Origin of the sequence: Paraburkholderia sediminicola (assembly GCF_902859805.1) — a bacterium.
Classification (GTDB): domain Bacteria; phylum Pseudomonadota; class Gammaproteobacteria; order Burkholderiales; family Burkholderiaceae; genus Paraburkholderia; species Paraburkholderia sediminicola.
In genome coordinates this window covers 228,046-247,179 of sequence record NZ_CADIKC010000006.1, presented here as the reverse complement: position 1 = coordinate 247,179, position 19,134 = coordinate 228,046, and the positions used below count along the sequence as shown (strand labels likewise).

15 protein-coding genes are annotated in these 19,134 nt (G+C 61.2%); 5 read left to right on the top strand and 10 right to left on the bottom strand.

Features of this window, described 5'->3' with window-relative positions; translation table 11 throughout:
* Positions 1 to 56: 56 nt before the first annotated feature.
* The 6 genes from R8871_RS22040 to R8871_RS22015 form a co-directional block, all read right to left on the bottom strand.
* Complete coding sequence (locus tag R8871_RS22040; protein ID WP_175052352.1) at positions 57 to 731, bottom strand: type IV pili methyl-accepting chemotaxis transducer N-terminal domain-containing protein; 675 nt, start codon at positions 729 to 731, stop codon at positions 57 to 59.
* A 100-nt stretch (positions 732 to 831) separates the two neighbouring features.
* Positions 832 to 2,199, bottom strand: a complete 1,368-nt coding sequence (locus tag R8871_RS22035; protein WP_175052351.1) for an MFS transporter — start codon at positions 2,197 to 2,199, stop codon at positions 832 to 834.
* Positions 2,200 to 2,389: 190 nt separating this feature from the next.
* Positions 2,390 to 6,592, bottom strand: coding sequence for a bifunctional nitrate reductase/sulfite reductase flavoprotein subunit alpha (locus tag R8871_RS22030; protein ID WP_175052350.1), 4,203 nt, complete (start codon positions 6,590 to 6,592; stop codon positions 2,390 to 2,392).
* Positions 6,593 to 6,635: 43 nt separating this feature from the next.
* Positions 6,636 to 6,989, bottom strand: a complete 354-nt coding sequence (nirD, locus tag R8871_RS22025) for a nitrite reductase small subunit NirD (RefSeq protein ID WP_175052349.1) — start codon at positions 6,987 to 6,989, stop codon at positions 6,636 to 6,638.
* A 33-nt stretch (positions 6,990 to 7,022) separates the two neighbouring features.
* On the bottom strand, positions 7,023 to 9,563 hold the full coding sequence (gene nirB, locus R8871_RS22020; RefSeq protein WP_175052348.1) for a nitrite reductase large subunit NirB: 2,541 nt from the start codon (positions 9,561 to 9,563) through the stop codon (positions 7,023 to 7,025).
* Positions 9,564 to 9,940: 377 nt separating this feature from the next.
* Positions 9,941 to 11,149: a GAF domain-containing sensor histidine kinase gene (locus tag R8871_RS22015; protein WP_175052347.1), complete on the bottom strand. Its 1,209-nt coding sequence runs from the start codon at positions 11,147 to 11,149 to the stop codon at positions 9,941 to 9,943.
* Positions 11,150 to 11,264: 115 nt separating this feature from the next.
* On the opposite strand from R8871_RS22015, the gene R8871_RS22010 reads away from it, so the two are divergent.
* Positions 11,265 to 11,645 carry a response regulator gene (locus R8871_RS22010; RefSeq protein WP_175052346.1) on the top strand — a complete coding sequence of 127 codons (381 nt, stop codon included), beginning with the start codon at positions 11,265 to 11,267 and terminating at the stop codon, positions 11,643 to 11,645.
* Here the strand turns inward: R8871_RS22010 and R8871_RS22005 are convergent.
* On the bottom strand, positions 11,642 to 12,517 hold the full coding sequence (locus tag R8871_RS22005; protein ID WP_175052345.1) for an MOSC domain-containing protein: 876 nt from the start codon (positions 12,515 to 12,517) through the stop codon (positions 11,642 to 11,644). The genes R8871_RS22010 and R8871_RS22005 overlap by 4 nt on opposite strands.
* Positions 12,518 to 12,881: 364 nt before the next feature.
* On the opposite strand from R8871_RS22005, the gene R8871_RS22000 reads away from it, so the two are divergent.
* Both R8871_RS22000 and R8871_RS21995 read left to right on the top strand, forming a co-directional pair.
* Positions 12,882 to 13,286, top strand: coding sequence for a heme-binding protein (locus tag R8871_RS22000; protein ID WP_175052344.1), 405 nt, complete (start codon positions 12,882 to 12,884; stop codon positions 13,284 to 13,286).
* A 102-nt stretch (positions 13,287 to 13,388) separates the two neighbouring features.
* Positions 13,389 to 15,563, top strand: coding sequence for a malate synthase G (locus tag R8871_RS21995; protein WP_175052343.1), 2,175 nt, complete (start codon positions 13,389 to 13,391; stop codon positions 15,561 to 15,563).
* A 173-nt stretch (positions 15,564 to 15,736) separates the two neighbouring features.
* Here R8871_RS21995 and galU read toward each other — a convergent pair whose 3' ends face one another.
* Positions 15,737 to 16,654 (bottom strand): UTP--glucose-1-phosphate uridylyltransferase GalU, encoded by a 918-nt coding sequence (gene galU, locus R8871_RS21990; RefSeq protein WP_175052342.1) that lies wholly within the window; start codon positions 16,652 to 16,654, stop codon positions 15,737 to 15,739.
* Between the two features lie 306 nt (positions 16,655 to 16,960).
* Positions 16,961 to 17,104 (bottom strand): hypothetical protein, encoded by a 144-nt coding sequence (locus tag R8871_RS21985; protein WP_167378338.1) that lies wholly within the window; start codon positions 17,102 to 17,104, stop codon positions 16,961 to 16,963.
* Positions 17,105 to 17,346: 242 nt separating this feature from the next.
* On the opposite strand from R8871_RS21985, the gene R8871_RS21980 reads away from it, so the two are divergent.
* Entirely contained in the window at positions 17,347 to 18,540 is a 1,194-nt protein-coding gene (locus R8871_RS21980) for an acyltransferase family protein (RefSeq protein ID WP_175052341.1), read from the top strand.
* A gap of 30 nt (positions 18,541 to 18,570) precedes the next feature.
* A complete protein-coding gene (locus tag R8871_RS38735; protein ID WP_281370246.1) occupies positions 18,571 to 18,672 on the top strand; it encodes a SymE family type I addiction module toxin in 102 nt (33 codons plus the stop codon).
* Between the two features lie 36 nt (positions 18,673 to 18,708).
* Here R8871_RS38735 and R8871_RS21970 read toward each other — a convergent pair whose 3' ends face one another.
* Positions 18,709 to 19,098 carry a hypothetical protein gene (locus R8871_RS21970; RefSeq protein WP_175052340.1) on the bottom strand — a complete coding sequence of 130 codons (390 nt, stop codon included), beginning with the start codon at positions 19,096 to 19,098 and terminating at the stop codon, positions 18,709 to 18,711.
* Positions 19,099 to 19,134 lie beyond the last annotated feature (36 nt).

Sequence of the window (19,134 nt, the reverse complement as noted above, 5' to 3'; positions counted from 1 at the left end):
GCAGCGCCCTGCTCTTCCGCTGAAGCACAGCCAAACAGATTGCAACAGGCGCTCGCCTATCCCGCCGAAGTCTTCTGCACAAACGCGCTCACCACAGCCTCAAGTTCCTTGGTGATAGATGTCATCACGCCTGCTATCACAGCGAACTCCCGGCCGGTCACATTCGAGCGGCTTGCCACGATCTGACCGTTGAACGAGACGATATGCGCTTCCTTTGCGATCGCTTTGATCCGCTCGATAAGATCCTGCTGGCCTTTCTTCTGCGCCCGCGCAATGCGCCTGCTTTCCTGCTCGTAGACAGCGGTTACGGCGTGCAAATGCGTCAGCAACGGATCGACGGAACCGATCAACGCGTTCAGCGCTTCATTAGCGCGCGGCGAACCGCGTTCGATCGCCTCCAGCGCCACCGAGGCCAGCGCGATAAAGTCCGTGATCTTCTTAGCAACGTCCCCGCTGCCGTGAAAAGCTTCGCGCAACGCCGGAGAGAACAGTCCGGGCAGGCCGTCGCGGCCTTGCACCAGCGCCGTGTGGCTGTCCGAAAACGTACGCAAGGTCTCCCGCGCGATTGTCAACGCACCGTCGAACTCTTGAAACGCCAACATCGACTGCAATGCGATGCGCTGCGACAGCATCCGTTGACGCCCCGACATGTTGATCAACGAGCTCAATACCTCGCTGGAGACGTCCACTTCGGACGGTGGTGCCTGAACCCGATCTTTCGTGACGCTCATGTCATCTACTTATGATTCGATGCACCATTTCGCTCTGCCGGGCATTTTCGCCGCGTGACCACCATCGCCAGACACGCAGCGCCGCGGCCCCCGAAAACCGTTACTCCGTTGCGTGTGCATGCATCACGTTGGCATGCATTGACCACGCCATCCACGGACGGCGCAGCGCGACGATCGCGAGGAACGCACAAGCCGCCAGCGTACCGAAGGTCGCGAAGCCCATCTGATAGCTGCCCGTGCTTTCCTTCGCAATGCCCATCACGACCGGCAGATAGAAGCCACCGATGCCGCCCGCAGCGCCGACGATGCCCGACATCAAACCGGTGCGGCCAGCCCAGCGATGCGGCACCAACTGGAAGGTCGCGCCATTACCCAGACCGAAGGCCACGTACAGACACAGCAGTAGCACAATCCCGCCCAGCATCGACGGCATGGCGGCAGCAAAAACGAAGTCGCACAGCGAAATGACCGCGAGCAGGAAGGTCAGCGCGCGCACGCCCGACACCTTGTCGGCGATCAGGCCACCAAGCGGCCGTACGATCGCGCCGGTCGCGGCAAGCAGCGCCATGAACAGGCCCGCATCAATCTTCGACAACTGATACAGGTTGGTCAGCAGCAGCGAAACATACGACGACATGCCGACAAAACCTCCGAACGTGATGCTGTACACCAGCATGATCGCCCACGTGTCACGCTCAGACAGCACCGAGCGATAACGCTTGGGCAGCACCGCGATAGCCAGCAGCGCACCGATTACTGGCAGCAGCAACACACCAGTCTTGCCGGAGCCGAACATGCCCGCTTCGACCAGCAGCACGAGCACGATCAAGCCGACGAGCGTCACCGCGAAACTGCCGAACGCGCGCAGCACACTGCCGGATTTGATACCGGAATCGTTGGCCCAGAAGTACAGCGTGATCGCGGCGATCGCGAGCAACGGCAGTGCGCCGGCGGTCGCCATTTGCCAGCCGTAGTGCGTCGCCAGCTGCGGGAACAGGAAGCCGTCGAGCACCGCGCCGATGTTGCCGGCGGCGGCCAGCCCCAGCACCAGACCCTGCACCTTCGGCGGATAGTTGCTGCCGGCCATCGGCAGCGCCACCGCGAAGCTCGCGCCACCTACGCCGAGGAACACGCCGAGCACCAGCAGCAGAGTGTACGAAGGCACGAACGGCAACAAGGGCAGCACGATCGTCGGCACCGCGGACAGCAATACGCCCATCAGCGCGATGCGTTTTCCATGTGCGGATTGATACAGGTTACCGAGCGTCACGCGCAGGATCGCTGCCGACAGCACCGGCACGGCAACCAGCAAACCTTGTTGCGCAGGCGTCATTACAACGCTCTTGCTAATGAATGGCGCGAGCGGCCCGTATAGCACCCAGACTGTGAAGCCGGTGTCGAAATAGAGGAAACACGCCACCAGCGCGCGCCAATCCCCGCTCTTTAGAGAGCTCATCACGTTTTTCATTAGACATCCTCACATTGACTGATTGTTCGCTCACCTGGTCCACGGCGCTGAGGCGCCGCGCACCGGAATGATCACGATGTTGAATACCGGTTTTGACACGCAATCTCCATGCCATCCGGGTCCTTCTTCCGAAGCTTGCTGCGCACTCTCTTGAACCGTGATACAGCGCCTGATCCGATCGCTTTGAAAATCAATAAACATCGCGTACGTAGCGCTTTTCCTGCGCTAAACCGCTCACATAATCAGCGGCTTTTTCTGCGCTCATGCCGCCGTGCTGAGCGACCACTTGCTTGAGCGTCGCGTCGACATCTCTCGCCATCCGGCTTGCGTCGCCGCAGACATAAAAATGCGCACCTTCTTCGAGCCATGCCCACAGGTATGCACCCTGCTCGCGCATACGGTCCTGCACGTAGACCTTCTCCGTTTGATCGCGCGAGAAAGCGACATCGAGTCGGGTTAGCAATCCGCTGTCGCGCATCGCTTCCAATTCGTCGCGATAGTAGAAATCCGTAGCCGCATGTTGTTCGCCGAAGAACAGCCAGTTGCGTCCTTTGTCGCCACGTGCACGCCGCTCGTGCAGAAAGCCGCGAAACGGTGCGACACCGGTACCGGGACCGACCATGATGATCGGTGTGTCCGAAACATGAGGAGGCCGAAAGTGTGCGGATTTCTGCACGAACACCGGCACATTCACATCGCCGGCGCGGTCGGCGAGAAACGTCGACGAGACGCCTTTGCGATGACGGCGGCCATTGCTATAGCGAACCGCGGCAACCGTCAGATGAACTTCGCCGGGATGTGCCTTCGGGCTCGATGCAATCGAATACAAACGCGGCTGCAGGCGCTTGAGCATGCCGGTCAATTCGGCGGCCGTCAGGTTGACGGGAAATTCGTGGAGTACGTCGGCAAGTTGCTGGCCCCACAGCCAGTGTTTAAGATCGGCTTTGCGTGCGGGCGTCAACAGATCGCGCAATGCGCCGTTGCTGCTTCGTGCAGCGATGAATACCAACGCATCTGTGCTGGGGCGCGCGATTTCGTAGTGCTTGCCGAGTGCGTCAGCGAGACGCATGTCACCCACACCGGAGACGTTCACGGCAGCGTCGGCACTCAAACCGCTCAGGCCGATCAGTTCGTCGACCAGTTCGGGACAATTGCTCGGCCATACACCCAGCGCATCGCCAGCTTCGTATTCGAGGCCCGAATCGCCGGTGCTCAATGAAAAGTAGCGCGTATCCTTCGCGGCGCCCTGCTTGTTCAGTTGCAGGTTCCTGACGAGGCGCGATGCGGCCGGACGCGTCCGGCTCGGCACGGCGCCGCGAACCACAGCGTTGATCATGCCGCCAGGAGGCACCGCATGCAGCGCCGCGTCTTCCTCCTTGATACGTACGATGATGCTTTCGAGCCACGCGTCGGCATTCTCCTGATACTCGCTATCGCAGTCGACGCGATCCATCAAACGCAGCGCGCCTTGCGCAGCGAGGCGTTCATCCAGACGGCGGCCGTGGCCGCAAAATTGATCATAGTTGCGATCGCCCAGTGCGAGCACGGCGTAGCGCAGCCCTTCGAGACGAAGCGCTGCATCGCCGGCCAGTTGGGACCAGAAACCTTGCGCGTTATCAGGCGCATCGCCGTCGCCGAAGGTGCTCGACATCAGCAGCACGTATTGCGCTTTCGCAAGCGCCGAGGCCGGATAGTCCGCCATACACGACGTGCGGATTTCGAAGCCCGACTCCATCAAACGCGTGGCATAACGCTCCGTCAGCGATTCGGTGTTCCCAGTTTGCGAGGCCCACAGCAAGGTGACTTTGGGGCGCACGCGCAAGATGCGCACACCGGATCCATTCGCCGCTTCGGAATGCGTAGTGGCAAGCACGCCCGCCGGCACCGCCGCAGATGTCCCGCTGCGGCTATAAAGTCCAGCCAGCAAACCGTCCACGTACAGGCGGCTCGCCGGATCGAACGGTGCACCCGTCGGCAGAACCGGCACGCTGTCGATACCCTGTCCTTCCGCTGAGCGCAGGCCACTGACGAAACCGGCCAGATACGCCCGCTCGGTTTCCGTGAACGACGGCGCGGATGTCTGTGGAAGCTGCAGCAGGCTAGTTAGCGCATTGATGCGGGGCATTTCCAGTTCCTCGGTGTTCGCCGATATAGCGCTTGCTGTTGCTGGGTCGACTGCGGCAGCAGGCGTGTCGATGAGCGTTTCGTCACCTGCATTCGAAACCGGCTCGATGGCGTCAAGCGAGACCGGGCTCAGCGCGACCGCACAGAACTTGAGTTCGGGTTGTTGCGAGATCGGATCGATTGCATCGCTGGTGACTGCGTTGATGCACAGATCGTCGCCGAAGACTTCGTTCCAGTGCATCGGCGCGAAGCAGTTCCCTGCTTGCACGCGCTCCGTAACAACCGCAGGCAACACGGCACGTCCACGCCGCGAACGGATTTCAACCGGATCTTTTGCCTTGATGCCAAGCGTTGCAGCGTCTTCAGGATGAATCTCGACGAACGGCCCGGGGTTCAGCTTGTTGAGCATTGCAACCTTGCCGGTCTTGGTCATGGTGTGCCATTGATGCTGCAAGCGGCCCGTATTCAACACGATCGGAAATTCCCGATCGGGTAATTCGGCCGGGGCTGCAAACGCGCGAGCGAAGAACACCGCTTTGCCGCTCGCCGTCGGGAACACGAGCCGCGGCAGGCTGCCGTCGGGCAATTTCTTCAGCGTCTGGCTGACACCGTCGTTGACGTAGCGAACCGGGTTGCGGTCGGCGGCATAGTCAGCGGCGAGCGGCCATTGCAGCGGCGTTTCCTTCAGACGGCGATGGCTCGCGCCGCGCAGGTCGTAGCCCGTCTTTGGATTCGACGCGCGCGTGATTTCCGCGAAAACTTCTTCGGCGCTTGCGTAGGTAAACGCATCCGCGAAACCCATTTCACACGCGATGCGCGCGATGATCTGCCAATCCGGCAACGCGGCGCCCGGCGGTTCGATGCCCTTCTGCATCAACGTCAGGTTGCGCTCGGAGTTGATCATCACGCCTTCGGCTTCGGCCCACAATGCGCCGGGCAACAGCACGTCGGCGTAACGGTTGGTCTCGGTGTCGAGGAAGGCGTCCTGCGAAATCACGAGTTCCGCGGCGCGCAAGCCAGCAATCGCGGTCTGACGGTTTGCAACGCTCGCCACCGGATTCGTGCAGATGATCCAGCACGCCTTGATCTCGCCCGCTGCCATGCGAGTGAACAAATCGATCGTGCCGTTGCCGACTTCAGTCTTCAGCACGCCCTTCGGAATGCCCCAGAGGTCCTCAATAAACGTACGGTCCTCTTCGACCAGCACCGAACGCTGCCCCGGCAAACCGGGTCCCATGTAACCCATTTCACGACCGCCCATCGCATTGGGCTGCCCTGTCAGCGAAAAGGGACCACTGCCGCGGCGGCAGATCCTGCCTGTCGCCAGATGCAGATTGCAGATCGCATTCGTGTGCCATGTGCCATGCGTGCTTTGATTCAGACCCATGGTCCAGCAGCTGATCCACTCCGGTGCGGCGCCGATCATTTGCGCGGCCCGGCGGATATTTTCTACAGAAAGGCCCGTAATCGCCGCCACTTTCTCCGGTGTGTAGTCCGCGAGAAAATCCGGCATTCCGTCCCAGCCTTCGGTGAAGTCCGCAATAAAAGCCGCATCCGTGTGGCCGTTTTCGTGCAGCAAATGGAGCAAGCCGTTCAGCAACGCCAGATCGGTGCCCGGCTTGATCTGCAGAAAGAGATCGGCCTTGTCGGCGGTCGTATTGCGGCGTGGATCGACTACGATCAGTTTCGCACCCGCCTTCACGCGATCCATCATGCGCAGGAACAGAATCGGGTGACAGTCGGCCATATTCGCGCCGATCACGAAGAACAGGTCGGCATGATCGATGTCTTCGTACGATCCCGGCGGGCCGTCCGCGCCGAGCGAAAGCTTGTAGCCGCTACCCGCGCTCGCCATGCACAGACGCGAATTCGATTCGATATTGTTGGTGCCGACAAAACCCTTGGCGAGCTTGTTGACCAGGTACTGCGCCTCGATCGACATCTGTCCCGACACATAGAACGACAGCGCGTCCGGTCCGTGCTCGTCAAGCAGGCCGCGCAACCGCGCCGCCGTGGTGCTGATCGCCTGCGCCATCGGCAGCGGCGTCGGGTCCTGATCGCGTGCATGACGCACGAACGCGCCTTCGAGACGGCCCGACTTGCGCAACGCGACGTGCGCCGACTGGCCCTTCGTGCAGAGCCGCCCGAAGTTAGCCGGATGCTCCTTGTCGCCGGAAATCTTGACGACCTGCCCGTCCTCGACGTGCAGCACCATTCCGCAGCCAACGCCACAGTAGGGACACACGGTTTTTACGCTAGAGGAGGACATGGAGAGCGACGTCGTTCGAATTGATTCAGAAGAAAACGGCAACTCAGGCCGCGACCCACACCTGCCCGTCTTCCACGCGCGTAGCGAACGCACTGACGGAATACGCCGGTGCTTCGAGGCACTCACCGGTGCGCAGATCGAAGTGGTGCTTGTAGATCGGCGAGGCGACCACAAGGCGCTCGCCGAGGCTGCCGATCAGTCCGCGCGAGAGCACTGCGGCTTGCGAGCTCGGATCGTAGTTTTCGATCGCGTATACGGCGCCGTCCGTGTCGCCGTTGTTCACATGAAATACCGCTACCTGCTCGCCGTTGACGAGCGCGCACACGCCCGTGTTGGGCACGATGTCGTCGAGCGGGCAAACAGGCGTCCAGGCGGGCGGCAGGCGGTCAACGTTCATGGCGGAAGTCCTCGGTGAATAGCGCAAAAAGAATCAAACGGTCTCGACAACCACGGGAATCGACGTGAGCTTCGACAGCCGCTCGGCCACCGTCGCGGGCCGGATCTGGCCGCGTTCCTCGACGAAGGTGACATTGCTGTCCGGCTCGCCACTGTTGACGAAGTGACGGAAGCGCTTGCGTGTCTCGGGATCGGTGACGGCCCGCTTCCACTCGCATTCGTAGGTGTCGACCACGTGCTGCATTTCCACCTCGAGCTCCGCGACTACGCCCAGGCGATCGTTGACGACCACGTCGATCAGATAGTCGAGGCCGCCTTCGAGGTTCTCGCGCCACACGCTGGTGCGTTGCAGACGGTCTGCCGTGCGCACGTAAAACATCAGGAAGCGGTCGATGTAGCGCACCAGCGTTTCCTTATCGAGGTCCGAGGCAAGCAGTTCGGCGTGGCGCGGCTTCATCCCGCCGTTGCCGCACACGTAGAGATTCCAGCCCTTTTCAGTGGCGATGATGCCGACGTCCTTGCCCTGTGCCTCCGCGCATTCGCGCGTGCAGCCGGACACGCCGAACTTGATCTTGTGCGGCGTGCGCAGGCCCTTGTAGCGGTTCTCGAGTTCGACCGCGAGACCCACCGAATCGCCGACGCCGTAACGGCACCACGTCGAGCCGACACACGACTTCACCGTGCGCAGCGACTTGCCGTACGCATGACCCGACTCGAAGCCGGCCGCAATCAGTTCTTCCCAGATGAACGGCAGTTGTTCGACGCGGGCACCGAATAGATCGACTCGCTGACCGCCGGTGATCTTCGTGTAGAGGCCATATTTCTTCGCCACCTGGCCGACGGCAATCAAACCGTCCGGCGTCACTTCGCCACCGGCCATGCGCGGCACGACCGAATAGGTGCCGTCGCGCTGGATGTTGGCGAGGTAGTAATCGTTGGTGTCCTGCAGCGCCGCGTGCTCCTTCTTCAGCACGAATTCGTTCCAGCACGACGCGAGAATGCTTGCCACCACGGGTTTGCAAATATCGCAGCCGAGGCCGTGACCATGCTTCGACAGCAGCTCGCCGAAGCTGCGCACGCCCTCCACGCGCACGAGGTGATAGAGCTCCTGGCGCGAATAGGGAAAGTGCTCGCACACGTGGTTGTTGACCGCGAGGCCCTGCTTTTTCATCTCGGCCTTCATCACCTGCGTGACGAGCGGCACGCAGCCGCCGCACGAGGTGCCGGCCTGGGTCGCGCACTTCAACGCGCCGATGTCGGTCGCGCCCGCGCACACTGCGGCACACAGGTGAGCCTTCGAGACGTTGTTGCACGAACAGATTTGCGCGCCGGCGGGCAATGCCTCGACGCCGAGCGCCGGTTTCGCCTGACCGTCGGACGACGGCAGGATCAGGAATTCGGGCGAAGCCGGCAACTCGATCCGGTTCAGCATCATCTGCAGCAGCGTGCCGTATTCGCTCGCGTCGCCAACCATCACGCCGCCGAGCAGATACTTGCCGCATTCGGACACCACCAGTTTCTTGTAGATCTGCTTGCGTTCGTCGCTGAACTGATAGGCGCGGCTGCCCGGCGTGTTGCCATGCGCGTCGCCAATGCTCGCGACGTCCACGCCCATCAGCTTCAACTTGGTGCTCATGTCGGCGCCGGCGAATTCCGCCGAGTCGCCGTGCAGTTGCTTCGCCACCGCGCGCGCCATGTCATAGCCGGGCGCGACGAGGCCGAACAGCTTGCCTTCCCACAGCGCGCACTCGCCGATCGCGTAGATGTGCGGGTCGCTGGTGCGGCATGCGTTGTCGATCACGATGCCGCCGCGCTCGCCGAGCGTGAGCCCGCATTGGCGCGCGAGATCGTCACGCGGACGAATGCCCGCGGAGAACACGATCATGTCGGTGTCGAGGTGACTGCCGTCGGCGAATTGCATGCGATGCGTGCCCGTCTCGCCATCGACGATCGCCGAGGTGTTCTTCTGCGTGTGCACCGTCACGCCCAGTTCTTCGATCCGGGTGCGCAGCACGCGGCCACCGCCTTCGTCGACCTGCACCGCCATGAGGCGCGGTGCGAACTCGACCACGTGCGTTTCCAGCCCCATGTCCCGCAACGCCTTCGCGCACTCGAGGCCAAGCAGGCCGCCGCCGACCACCGTACCGGTCTTCGAACGGGCGCCGCACTCCTGCATCGCTTCGAGGTCGTCAATGGTGCGGTAAACAAAACAGTCGGCGCGTTCACGCCCTTGCACAGGCGGCACGAATGGATAGGAACCCGTAGCGAACACCAGCTTGTCGTACGGCAAGGTCTCACCGGTCGATACCGTTACGGTGCGCGCGTCGCGATCGATCGCCACAGCTTTCGCATTGAGCTTCAGCAAGACGTTCTGGCGCTCGAAGAAACCCGGTTCGACGAGCGAGAGATCATCTGCCGTCTTACCCGCGAAGAATTCGGACAGATGCACGCGGTCGTACGCCGGGCGTGATTCCTCGCACAGCACGGTGATGTCGAGCCCATGCGCCGCGTCTTGAGCCAGGCATTCGACCAGTTTGTGGCCGACCATCCCGTGACCGATAACGATAATTTTCATGACCGCGGCTTCCTCAATGTACTGGGCTCGAATCGCTGCCGACTGGCTGCTGTGCAAAAGCGATTCCGGAAATAAAAACGGCGTCCCGCGAACCCAGTCGATGACTGAATTCGGGGGACGCCGTTGTCCTGACCTGTGCTGCGGCGAGTACCTTGTTGTTGCACTCGCGACGGATCCACGTTGATCCGCTGGCAAGGCTTAACGCAAAGGCCGTGCCAATTGGGTGAAATTCCCGCTGCAGCGCCGTGGGACGGGGCTTTGCTGCCTATGACATTAGTGGGTTGCTAGCGGAGTGCGTGGCGCGTCCTGATGCAGGGAGGCACAGCGATGGTGCGACGCAGCACCGTGCACGTGCGACCGAAGCTCGCCGTGCACGCTCAAACTCCGATCGGCAATCTCGCGACGAACACCGTGCCTTCCGTGGCGCTCGATCTGACATCGAGCGTGCCGCCGTGCGCGCCGACAATCTGCTTGCAGATATACAGGCCGAGCCCGAGGCCTCCGCCCGGCTTGCTGGTAGGCGGGCGCCAGTAAGGCTCGAACACCTTGCTCAAGGTATCCGGCGCGATCACGTTGCCGCCGTTCGACACGGTCAGCACAAACTCGCCGCTCTCCACCCGCGCTTGCACCGTGACCGGCAACTCAGCCGCGCCATGCGTGATCGCATTGCCGAGCAGATTCGAAAGCAGTTGCTGGACACGCATGCGGTCGCAGCGAACCCGCGTGGAGATCGCGATGTCATCGGCCAGCAACCGCTGCGGATTGGCCTCGCGCGCTTCGGCGACCACCACGCGCAAAGCGGTCGCCAGATCGTCGACGTCATCGATCGACACGCCAATGCCAGAACCGAGCCGGCCGCGGGCGAAGTCCATGACGTCGTCGATCAGGCGGGCCATCCGCGACGTGGTGGTCTTCAGCCGCTGACCGATTTTCACGAGGTCGGGCTCGTTCTTGCGCAGCGTCAGCAGTTCGGCGGTCGCGCTGACCGCGGAAAGCGGATTGCGCAGGTCGTGCCCGAGTACGGCGATGAACTGCTCGCGCAAGCCGGAATTCTCCCGTTCGCGCAACAGCGCCGCCTCAGCCGCCTGTTCGCGGCCTTCCGAGGCGAGCTGGATCGCGATCAGATCGGCGAATACCTCGAACATGCCTAGCGTGCGCGCGTTGGATAACTCATTCGGGTTCGGATCGATCGCGCAGAGATTACCGAAGTAGCGGCCATCGGGCAAAACGATCGGTACGGAAATATAACTACCCAGGTTGTAGATCCGCGCTGTGTGATGGCCGTGATAGACCGGATCTTCGTTGAAGTTATCAATCACGATCGACGCACGCGCGGCGCGCGATTCGAAACACAGCGTGGTGTGCAGATCGAGCTGGCCACCCGCGGCCAGACCGAAGTTCACTTCGTCACGCACCGCGCAGGCGGTCCAGCTGTGCTCCGTGACCCGGGCGACCGCTGCAAAGCCCATCCCGGTGTTCTTGCAGATGAGCCGCAGGATCGAAGGCACGGCGTCGATGCGCTTGACCGCCTCGATATCGCGTTCGATTCGCGCTTCCTCATCATCCCCAATCGGTAATTTATTCATAAGAAAGCAGTGCAGGACACCTTGCCGGAAAGGGCGAAGAAAACGGAATAGTGAGCCCCGATTCTATCGGGACCTCAAATTGCTCAATACCAGGTACGTAACCTGGAGAAGCCGGATGTCCATTGATGATGCCGCCCGCCTCCTGATCGCCGACGACGATCCGGATCTGCTGGCCGCCTACGTACTCTATTTCAGCGCACACGGTTTCGACATCCGGACCGCGCGCAACGGCCTCGACGCAATCGCGCAGTATTGCGCGTGGCACCCGGGGGCCGCGTTGCTCGATGTCGAAATGCCGCGTCTCGACGGACGCGCGGTTGCCCGGCGCATCCGCCATGAAGCCGACACGCCGGCGCCCATGCTGGTCGCCGTGACCGGCCTCGCGCGCGCCGAGGACAGGCGTGAGTCGTTACGCTCCGGATTCAATCATCATTTTGTCAAACCCGTGCCGATGCCGGTGATCCTCGCGGCGCTGACCGGGCGTGATCGGCATTAATCGCCAAAGCCCAATTCAGCGTCGAGCGTTTGACCGACGCGCAGCCATGCCCCGGCCCCGCGCGCGACGAGCGCATTATTGCCGAACGTCACCGCCCCATCCCGCTGCGGATTCGCCCGGTAGACGCTCATCGTGTCCGTCGGCTCGTTTGGCCACTCCGGATCGGGCGCGCCTTTCGCCTGATCGACGGTCGGCATCGGACAGCGCGCGCACAGCTTGACCAGCTTCAGTTCCACGGCCTCCTCCGCAGCGCCGCCAACGCTCAGACTCTCGACATAGTCCTCTTCGTACGCTTCGAGCCCTGTCAGCACGACGTTCGGGCGAAACCGGTCGATCGGAACAGACGGCGCGCCCTTACGGTTCAGGCGCACGTTCAGGTCGTCGAGGGACGCCTGGCCGATCACCAGTAGCGGAAAACCATCGGCGAAATACGTGGTGGCCCCGGAGACGCTGGCGGTGTAGTCCGGATCGACCTGCCGTTCGCGTTCGGGATCGAAGCGCAGCAGCCGCGAAGGCACGCCGAGAAACGCAGAAAACCACGCTGCGCTCTCTTCTCCGGTGTCGAGTCCATAGGCCGCGTCGCGCCAGACCACGGTTTGCACCTTGCGCGGAGCGCTGAGCCCGGCGGCCTCGAGCGGCGTACGCAACGCACTCATGCCCGGTGCGCGGATCACGAGTTCATGTTCGCCGAGCTCGACCCTGATCAGCGCCATGCGCGGATACGCGCGCTGCGTGAGCATTGCGCCGCTCGGGTCGGTGACCATCCAGCATCGATCGTATTCGAGGCCGGTGGCGAGCAGCCGTGCCTCGTTCAACGCAATGCCGGCGCAGGATTTGATCGGATAGACGAAAAGCTCGCTGATGGTAGGCATAGTGTGGGTGGTGTGGGAAACACGCGCTTTTTGTGTTGAACTTCGATTGTAAAGCGCCGGCGCGTGCTGCCGGGCATCGGTCGCACTGAACTTGAGCGGCCTACCGAGCTCCGTTGTAGGGCGGTCCGCCTCGGAACGCCTGCTGCGCAAGAGTTTGCGCCGCACGATTGCGAATCCGGCGGAGTTCGCCATGCTGCCTGAAACCGGCCGGGCGATGCGGTCGTTTCGTCCGGCCACGCTTGGACGTAAAATCCCCAATCGAACCGCTCGGGCAAAGACAGAGCCGGCGCCGGGCACATTCCGGTGCGTCACTGAACTGAACTTGTAGAAGCATCCCTACCATAAACGAAACAGGAAATTCATTATGCTGAGCAAACCCGTGTTGACCATTGCCGAAACGACCCGCATCCTCGAAGCCGCCCGCGCGGAGGCCGAGAAGAACCAGTGGGCCGTTGCCATCGTGGTGGTCGACGACGGCGGCCATCAACTCGGCATGCTGCGTCTGGACGGCAGCGCGCCGGCCAGCTCGTACATCGCGACGGAAAAAGCCCGTACTTCGGCAATCGGCCGCCGCGAAACCAAGGTATACGAAGACATGATCAACAACGGCCGCACGGCATTCCTGAGCGCGCCGCTGCAAGGCACGCTGGAAGGCGGCGTGCCGGTGATCGTCGACGGTCAGGTGGTCGGCGCCGTCGGCGTGTCGGGCGTCAAGTCGGATCAGGACGCGCAGATCGCCAAGGCGGGTATTCAGGCAATCGCTGCTTAAGTCCGGAGCCATTCGGAATCCGTTCAAGGCGGCGGCAATAAAAACGAAACACAACACGGACCGATGCCCCCTCATCGGTCCCATTCAAGGATGGAGCAGTCGATGACTCAGATGAACACGCGCGGTGGACTGCAAGTCGCCGCCAACCTCGACCAGTTCGTCGAAACCGAAGCCCTGCCCGGCACCGGAATCGACAGCGCCGCATTCTGGTCAGGTTTCGACGCCCTCGTGCATGAGCTGGCGCCGAAAAACCGTGCGCTGCTGGCCGAGCGCGACCGCCTGCAAACCGAACTCGACAGCTGGCATCGCGCCAATCCGGGTCCGGTGCGCGATCTGCGCGCGTACCGTGCCTTCCTCGAAGGCATCGGCTACATCGTGCCGTCGCCGGCAAGCGTCAAAGCCACGACCGACCAGGTGGACACCGAAATCGCCGAACAGGCCGGCCCGCAACTCGTCGTGCCGCTGTCGAATCAGCGCTATGCGCTGAACGCGGCCAACGCGCGCTGGGGCAGCCTGTACGACGCGCTGTACGGCACCGATGCGATCCCCGAGACCAACGGCGCCGAAAAGCAGAAGGCCTTCAACCCGGTGCGTGGCGCCGCGGTGATCGCCTACGCCCGCAAGTTTCTCGACCAGGCGGCCCCGCTCGCGAACGGCTCGCACGTCGACGCCACGTTGTATAGCGTCGAAGGCGGCAAGCTCGTCGTCACGCTGAAGAGCGGCAAGACCGAGCTGAAAACGCCGGCGCAATTCATCGGCTATCAGGGCGAGGCGAGCGCACCGTCCGCCGTCCTGTTGAAGCACAACGGCCTGCACTTCGAAATCCAGATCGACGCGAACGATTCGATCGGCAAGACCGATTCGGCGCACGTGAAGGATGTGCTGGTCGAAGCCGCGGTGAGCACGATCATCGACTGCGAAGACTCGGTTGCAGCCGTGGATGCGGACGACAAGGTCCAGCTCTATCGCAACTGGCTCGGCCTGATGAACGGCACCCTGACTGAAGAAGTCACGAAGGGCGGCAAGACCTTCACGCGCAGTCTGAACGCCGATCGCGTGTACACCGCCGCGAACGGTACGGCGCCGGTCGTGCTGCATGGCCGCTCGCTGCTGTTCGTTCGCAACGTCGGTCATTTGATGACGAACCCGGCCGTGCTGACGAAAGACGGCAAGGAGATTCCGGAAGGCATTCTCGATGGCGTCATCACCGCGCTGTGCGCACTGCACGACCGCAAGCACAAGCTGAATTCGCGCACCGGTTCAATCTATATCGTCAAGCCGAAAATGCACGGCCCGGCCGAAGTCGCGTTCGCGAGCGAACTGTTCGCGCGCGTCGAAGACCTGCTGAAGCTGCCGCGCAACACGATCAAGATGGGCATCATGGACGAGGAGCGCCGCACCTCCGTCAACCTGCTCGCCTGTATCGGCGAAGCGTCCGAGCGTGTCGCGTTCATCAACACGGGTTTCCTCGACCGCACCGGCGACGAAATGCACACGGCGATGGAAGCCGGTCCGATGATGCGCAAGGGCGACATGAAGTCGAGCGCATGGATTGCCGCGTACGAACGCAGCAACGTGCTGGTCGGTTTGAGCGCGGGCCTGCGTGGCCGCTCGCAGATCGGCAAGGGCATGTGGGCGATGCCGGACCTGATGCACGCCATGCTCGAACAGAAGATCGCGCATCCGAAGGCCGGCGCGAACACTGCATGGGTGCCCTCGCCGACCGCCGCGACGCTGCACGCGTTGCACTATCACCAGGTCGACGTGCAGGCGGTTCAGCAGGAGCTCGAGCGCACGGACTACTCCAAGGTGCGCGACGAACTGCTCGACGGTCTGCTGACGATTCCAGTCGTCGCCGAAGCGAAGTGGAACGCGGATGAGATCCGCAGCGAAGTCGAGAACAACGCTCAAGGCATTCTCGGCTACGTGGTGCGCTGGGTCGATCAGGGCGTGGGCTGCTCGAAGGTGCCGGATATTCACAACGTCGGTCTGATGGAAGACCGCGCGACGCTGCGTATCTCCAGCCAGCACATTGCAAACTGGCTGCATCACGGTGTGGTCACGCGCGAGCTGGTCGAAGAGACCTTCAAGCGCATGGCGAAGGTGGTCGACGAGCAGAACGCGGGCGATCCGCACTACCAGCCGATGGCGCCGGGCTTCGACACGCTGGCGTTCAAGGCCGCGCAAGCGCTGGTGTTCGAAGGACGTGAACAGCCGAGCGGCTACACGGAACCGTTGCTGCATAAGTTCCGGCTGGAAGTGAAGAAGGCGCAGTAAAGGCCTTTTTGCGCGTGGTCCGGGTACACGGCTCAATCTTGCGAGCCGCCCAGGCCTCGGCCGCAAACCCGGCCAGATAGAAAGACGGGCGCCGCATGATGCGGCGCCCGTTTTAATTTGCGCGGTAGTGTTGCGCGTTGCTTCTGCGTGAAGCGTGAAGAGTTTCCTACACCTTAAGCGGCTTCAGCCGTGTACTGAGCCGGCGCGCCAACCTGCATATTCGCCTGCATATAGGTTTGCAAATACGCTTCGAATTCCGCTTTCACTTCCGGATGACGCAGCGCGAATTCCACCGTCGCCTTCAGATAGCCCAACTTGCTGCCGCAATCGAAGCGTGTGCCGAAGTAGCGATACGCGAGCACCTGCTCTTCGGTCAGCAGCGATTGCACCGCATCGGTCAATTGCAGCTCACCGCCTGCACCCGGCTTGAGCGCACGGATATGCTTGAAGATAGTCGGCATCAGCACATAGCGGCCCACCACGCCGAGGTTCGACGGCGCCTTGTCCGGTGCCGGCTTTTCGACGATGCCCGACAGCTTGATCACATTGTCTTCCCACTCGCGGCCATCCACGACGCCGTACGAACGGCTGTCTTCGCGCGCGATGGTTTCGACGCCGATCACCGAGCTGTGATAGTGGTTGAAGGTGTCGACGAGCTGGCTCATCACCGGCTTGGAGCTGTGCAGCAAGTCGTCCGCCAGAATCACGGCAAACGGGCTGTCGCCCACCAGTTTCTCGGCGCACAGCACCGCGTGGCCCAGACCGAGGGCTTCGGCCTGGCGCACATAGAAGCAGTCGACGTTAGCCGGCTTGATGCTGCGCACGAGGTCGAGCAGTTTCTGTTTGTTGCGTGCCTCGAGTTCGGCTTCGATCTCGTAGGACTTGTCGAAATGATCTTCGATAGCGCGCTTGCTGCGGCCCGTCACGAAGATCATCTCGGTGATGCCGGCGGCAATCGCCTCTTCAACCGCGTACTGAATCAGCGGCTTGTCGACGATCGGCAGCATTTCCTTGGGACTTGCTTTGGTAGCCGGCAAAAAGCGTGTCCCGAGGCCCGCTACGGGAAACACGGCTTTGGTGACTTTCAGCATGGTAGGCATTCCCACATCGGTTAGAAATTAGTGTGTTCGCGGGCCTCGCGGCCACTTGATGTCGCCGAAAAGATTAACAAAAAAATCAATCTATTTCGTGCATTAATTTTTCTCGATCCAGATAAATAAATCGATTGGCCTTCGATATTCCGGATCGTGACATGCATCAGGAAACAATTACGTATTCGTATCGAATTATTTTCTGAAATTCCGAAAATTTTACGTATCCGGCGAAGCGGATCGCGGGCCATCTCAAGCGCGTCCGGGGGTGCATCGTGGATGTACGAAGGCGCCCCCGGACACCGCTCATTCGTTCTCGTCGATCTGGGGCAGCTTGCCCGGGTTCATCCGAAAACGGCGGATCGGCTCGTTGCGCAGCGCCTCGCGGTAGGCGGAGGCTGCGACAAGGATCAGCAGCACGGCAATGCCGGCGAGTAAATGCAGGTTCATGACTTCACCTCTGGTCAAGAGAATCCGTGCTTTAAATTAGCACAACAAAAGCGGTAAATAATTCGATGTAGCAAGTACTTATGCGGAATTACACTTCGTCACAAAATCGCCATTTAATTCGATTTGCCACGCAATTTTTTATCGTTTTTTTAGCTCCGCTGTGCACTAGCATGTGATGCACCGCGGGCGCGCATGGCGTGCCCGCGGAATAAGCTTTTTTTCCCTCAGAATAAGGACCGCGTATGAGCGACTCAGCACTGGATGCCGCCGGCTCATCCCTGCCCCTTTCCCCGTCACGCAAGGCCGCCGCGCCGCGCGCGCAGAGCGAAGCGCGCGCCGAGAGCGCCGGCAAGGAACATGTAATCGACGCCATGCGGGGCTTCGCCGCGCTTCTGGTCGCGTATTTTCATTGCCGCCAGGTTGAATGGGTGGGCATGCAGACTTTTCACCAGAGTGTCGGCCATTCCTTCAGTCTGAGTACGATCGCGGCTTACCTGACCTTTCCGATTGCGTGGGGTTCGGCCGGCGTGCCGATTTTCTTCGTGATCAGCGGCTACTGCATTCATCGCGGCGGTGCGCTACGTCTGGCAAAAAATCCCGACTACCGGCTCGACACCGGCAATTTCTGGATCCGCCGTTTCGCGCGGATTTATCCGGTTTTGCTGGCAGCGCTCGTGCTGACTTTTGCACTCGACTGGGTCAGCTTGCAATTGCCGCCGGTCAACCACAAGATCCGCGAGATCGGCCTGCAGGCCTTCCTCGTCAACCTGTTTTCGCTGCAAGGCGTGGCCGGCAAGACGTTTGGGTCGAACGGCGCGCTCTGGACGCTATCGCTCGAAGTGCAGTTCTACGCGATCTATCCGCTGCTATTCGCGCTGCGCCGGCGTCTGGGCATGACTTCCGTGCTGGCGATCGTCGCGGTGATCAATGTGGTTTCGGCCTATGTGTTCGAACGCCACGATTTGCAGTTCTTCACGTCCTACTGGTTTTCGTGGATGCTCGGCGCGTGGATTGCGGACGCGAAGGCCCGTAGCACGCCGGATACGCGTTCGTCGGTCTGGCTCTACGTGCTCGCCGCGGCGTTCATTGCGCTCGGCTGCGCGGCGTTTCATTTCGGCCAGTACGGGGCATTCCAGCTCTGGGCGGTCGGCTTTGCCTTCTATCTGTACAAGGCGCTGGAGCGCCCTGATGGTGATCAGGCCAATACCCTTGGCGTGCGGCTCCTTTCACGGTTCGGCGATTTCAGCTTTTCGCTGTACCTGATCCATCTGCCGATCTTTGTGCTGCTGTCGTCGATCCTGTTCCGTTCGTCGCTGCAGATGTCGATCTGGCCGTCGTTCGGCTACATGCTGGTGGCCGTGCCGGTGGCCTACGTGTTCTACCGGCTGGTCGAACTGCCGGCGATGAAGTGGTCGGCGAGTTTTAAGTCGCGATAGGGTTAGGTCCTGCTGTTCTTCTTTTCGTGGATGAAGCTCTCCGGACGGTGGATTGAGACCGCCGGCCTTGAACCCGGACAGCGCGTGCGTATCACCGTCGAGCACCAGGAACTCATCATTACGCCGCTCTAAATAAAGAAGGGCCGCGAACGCGGCCCTTCTGTCATGCTATGAAACGTCGCTTGACCGAGGCTTGTCGTCGGAACAGGGATATCCGACGGTTTCCAGCGACATGCCACAATCCGCCAACAACCTTATGGTTGATGATGAGATAGAAAACCGAAATACAATTGTTTCATTCAATTCATAAAATATTGCAACGCGCAAAACGTTTTCCGCCGTCTCGTCAAATCCACACACCTGCAGATTTCTTAAGAAATCCTGAATCTCTGAATCCACATCATCAACGGCCCTCTCACTGGAAGAAAGCCAGACATGAATCTTCCGCCGCCCATCTGAACCCTCCCTTTGCTGAACGGCAAATGTTTTTTTCATGCTGTCAATCTCCGAGTCTTTCAACTCATGAAATTGAGCATCAACCCAAATGGTGAGTTTCATAATTCCGTCCTGACGGCAGTCCGCGACGCTGCATTG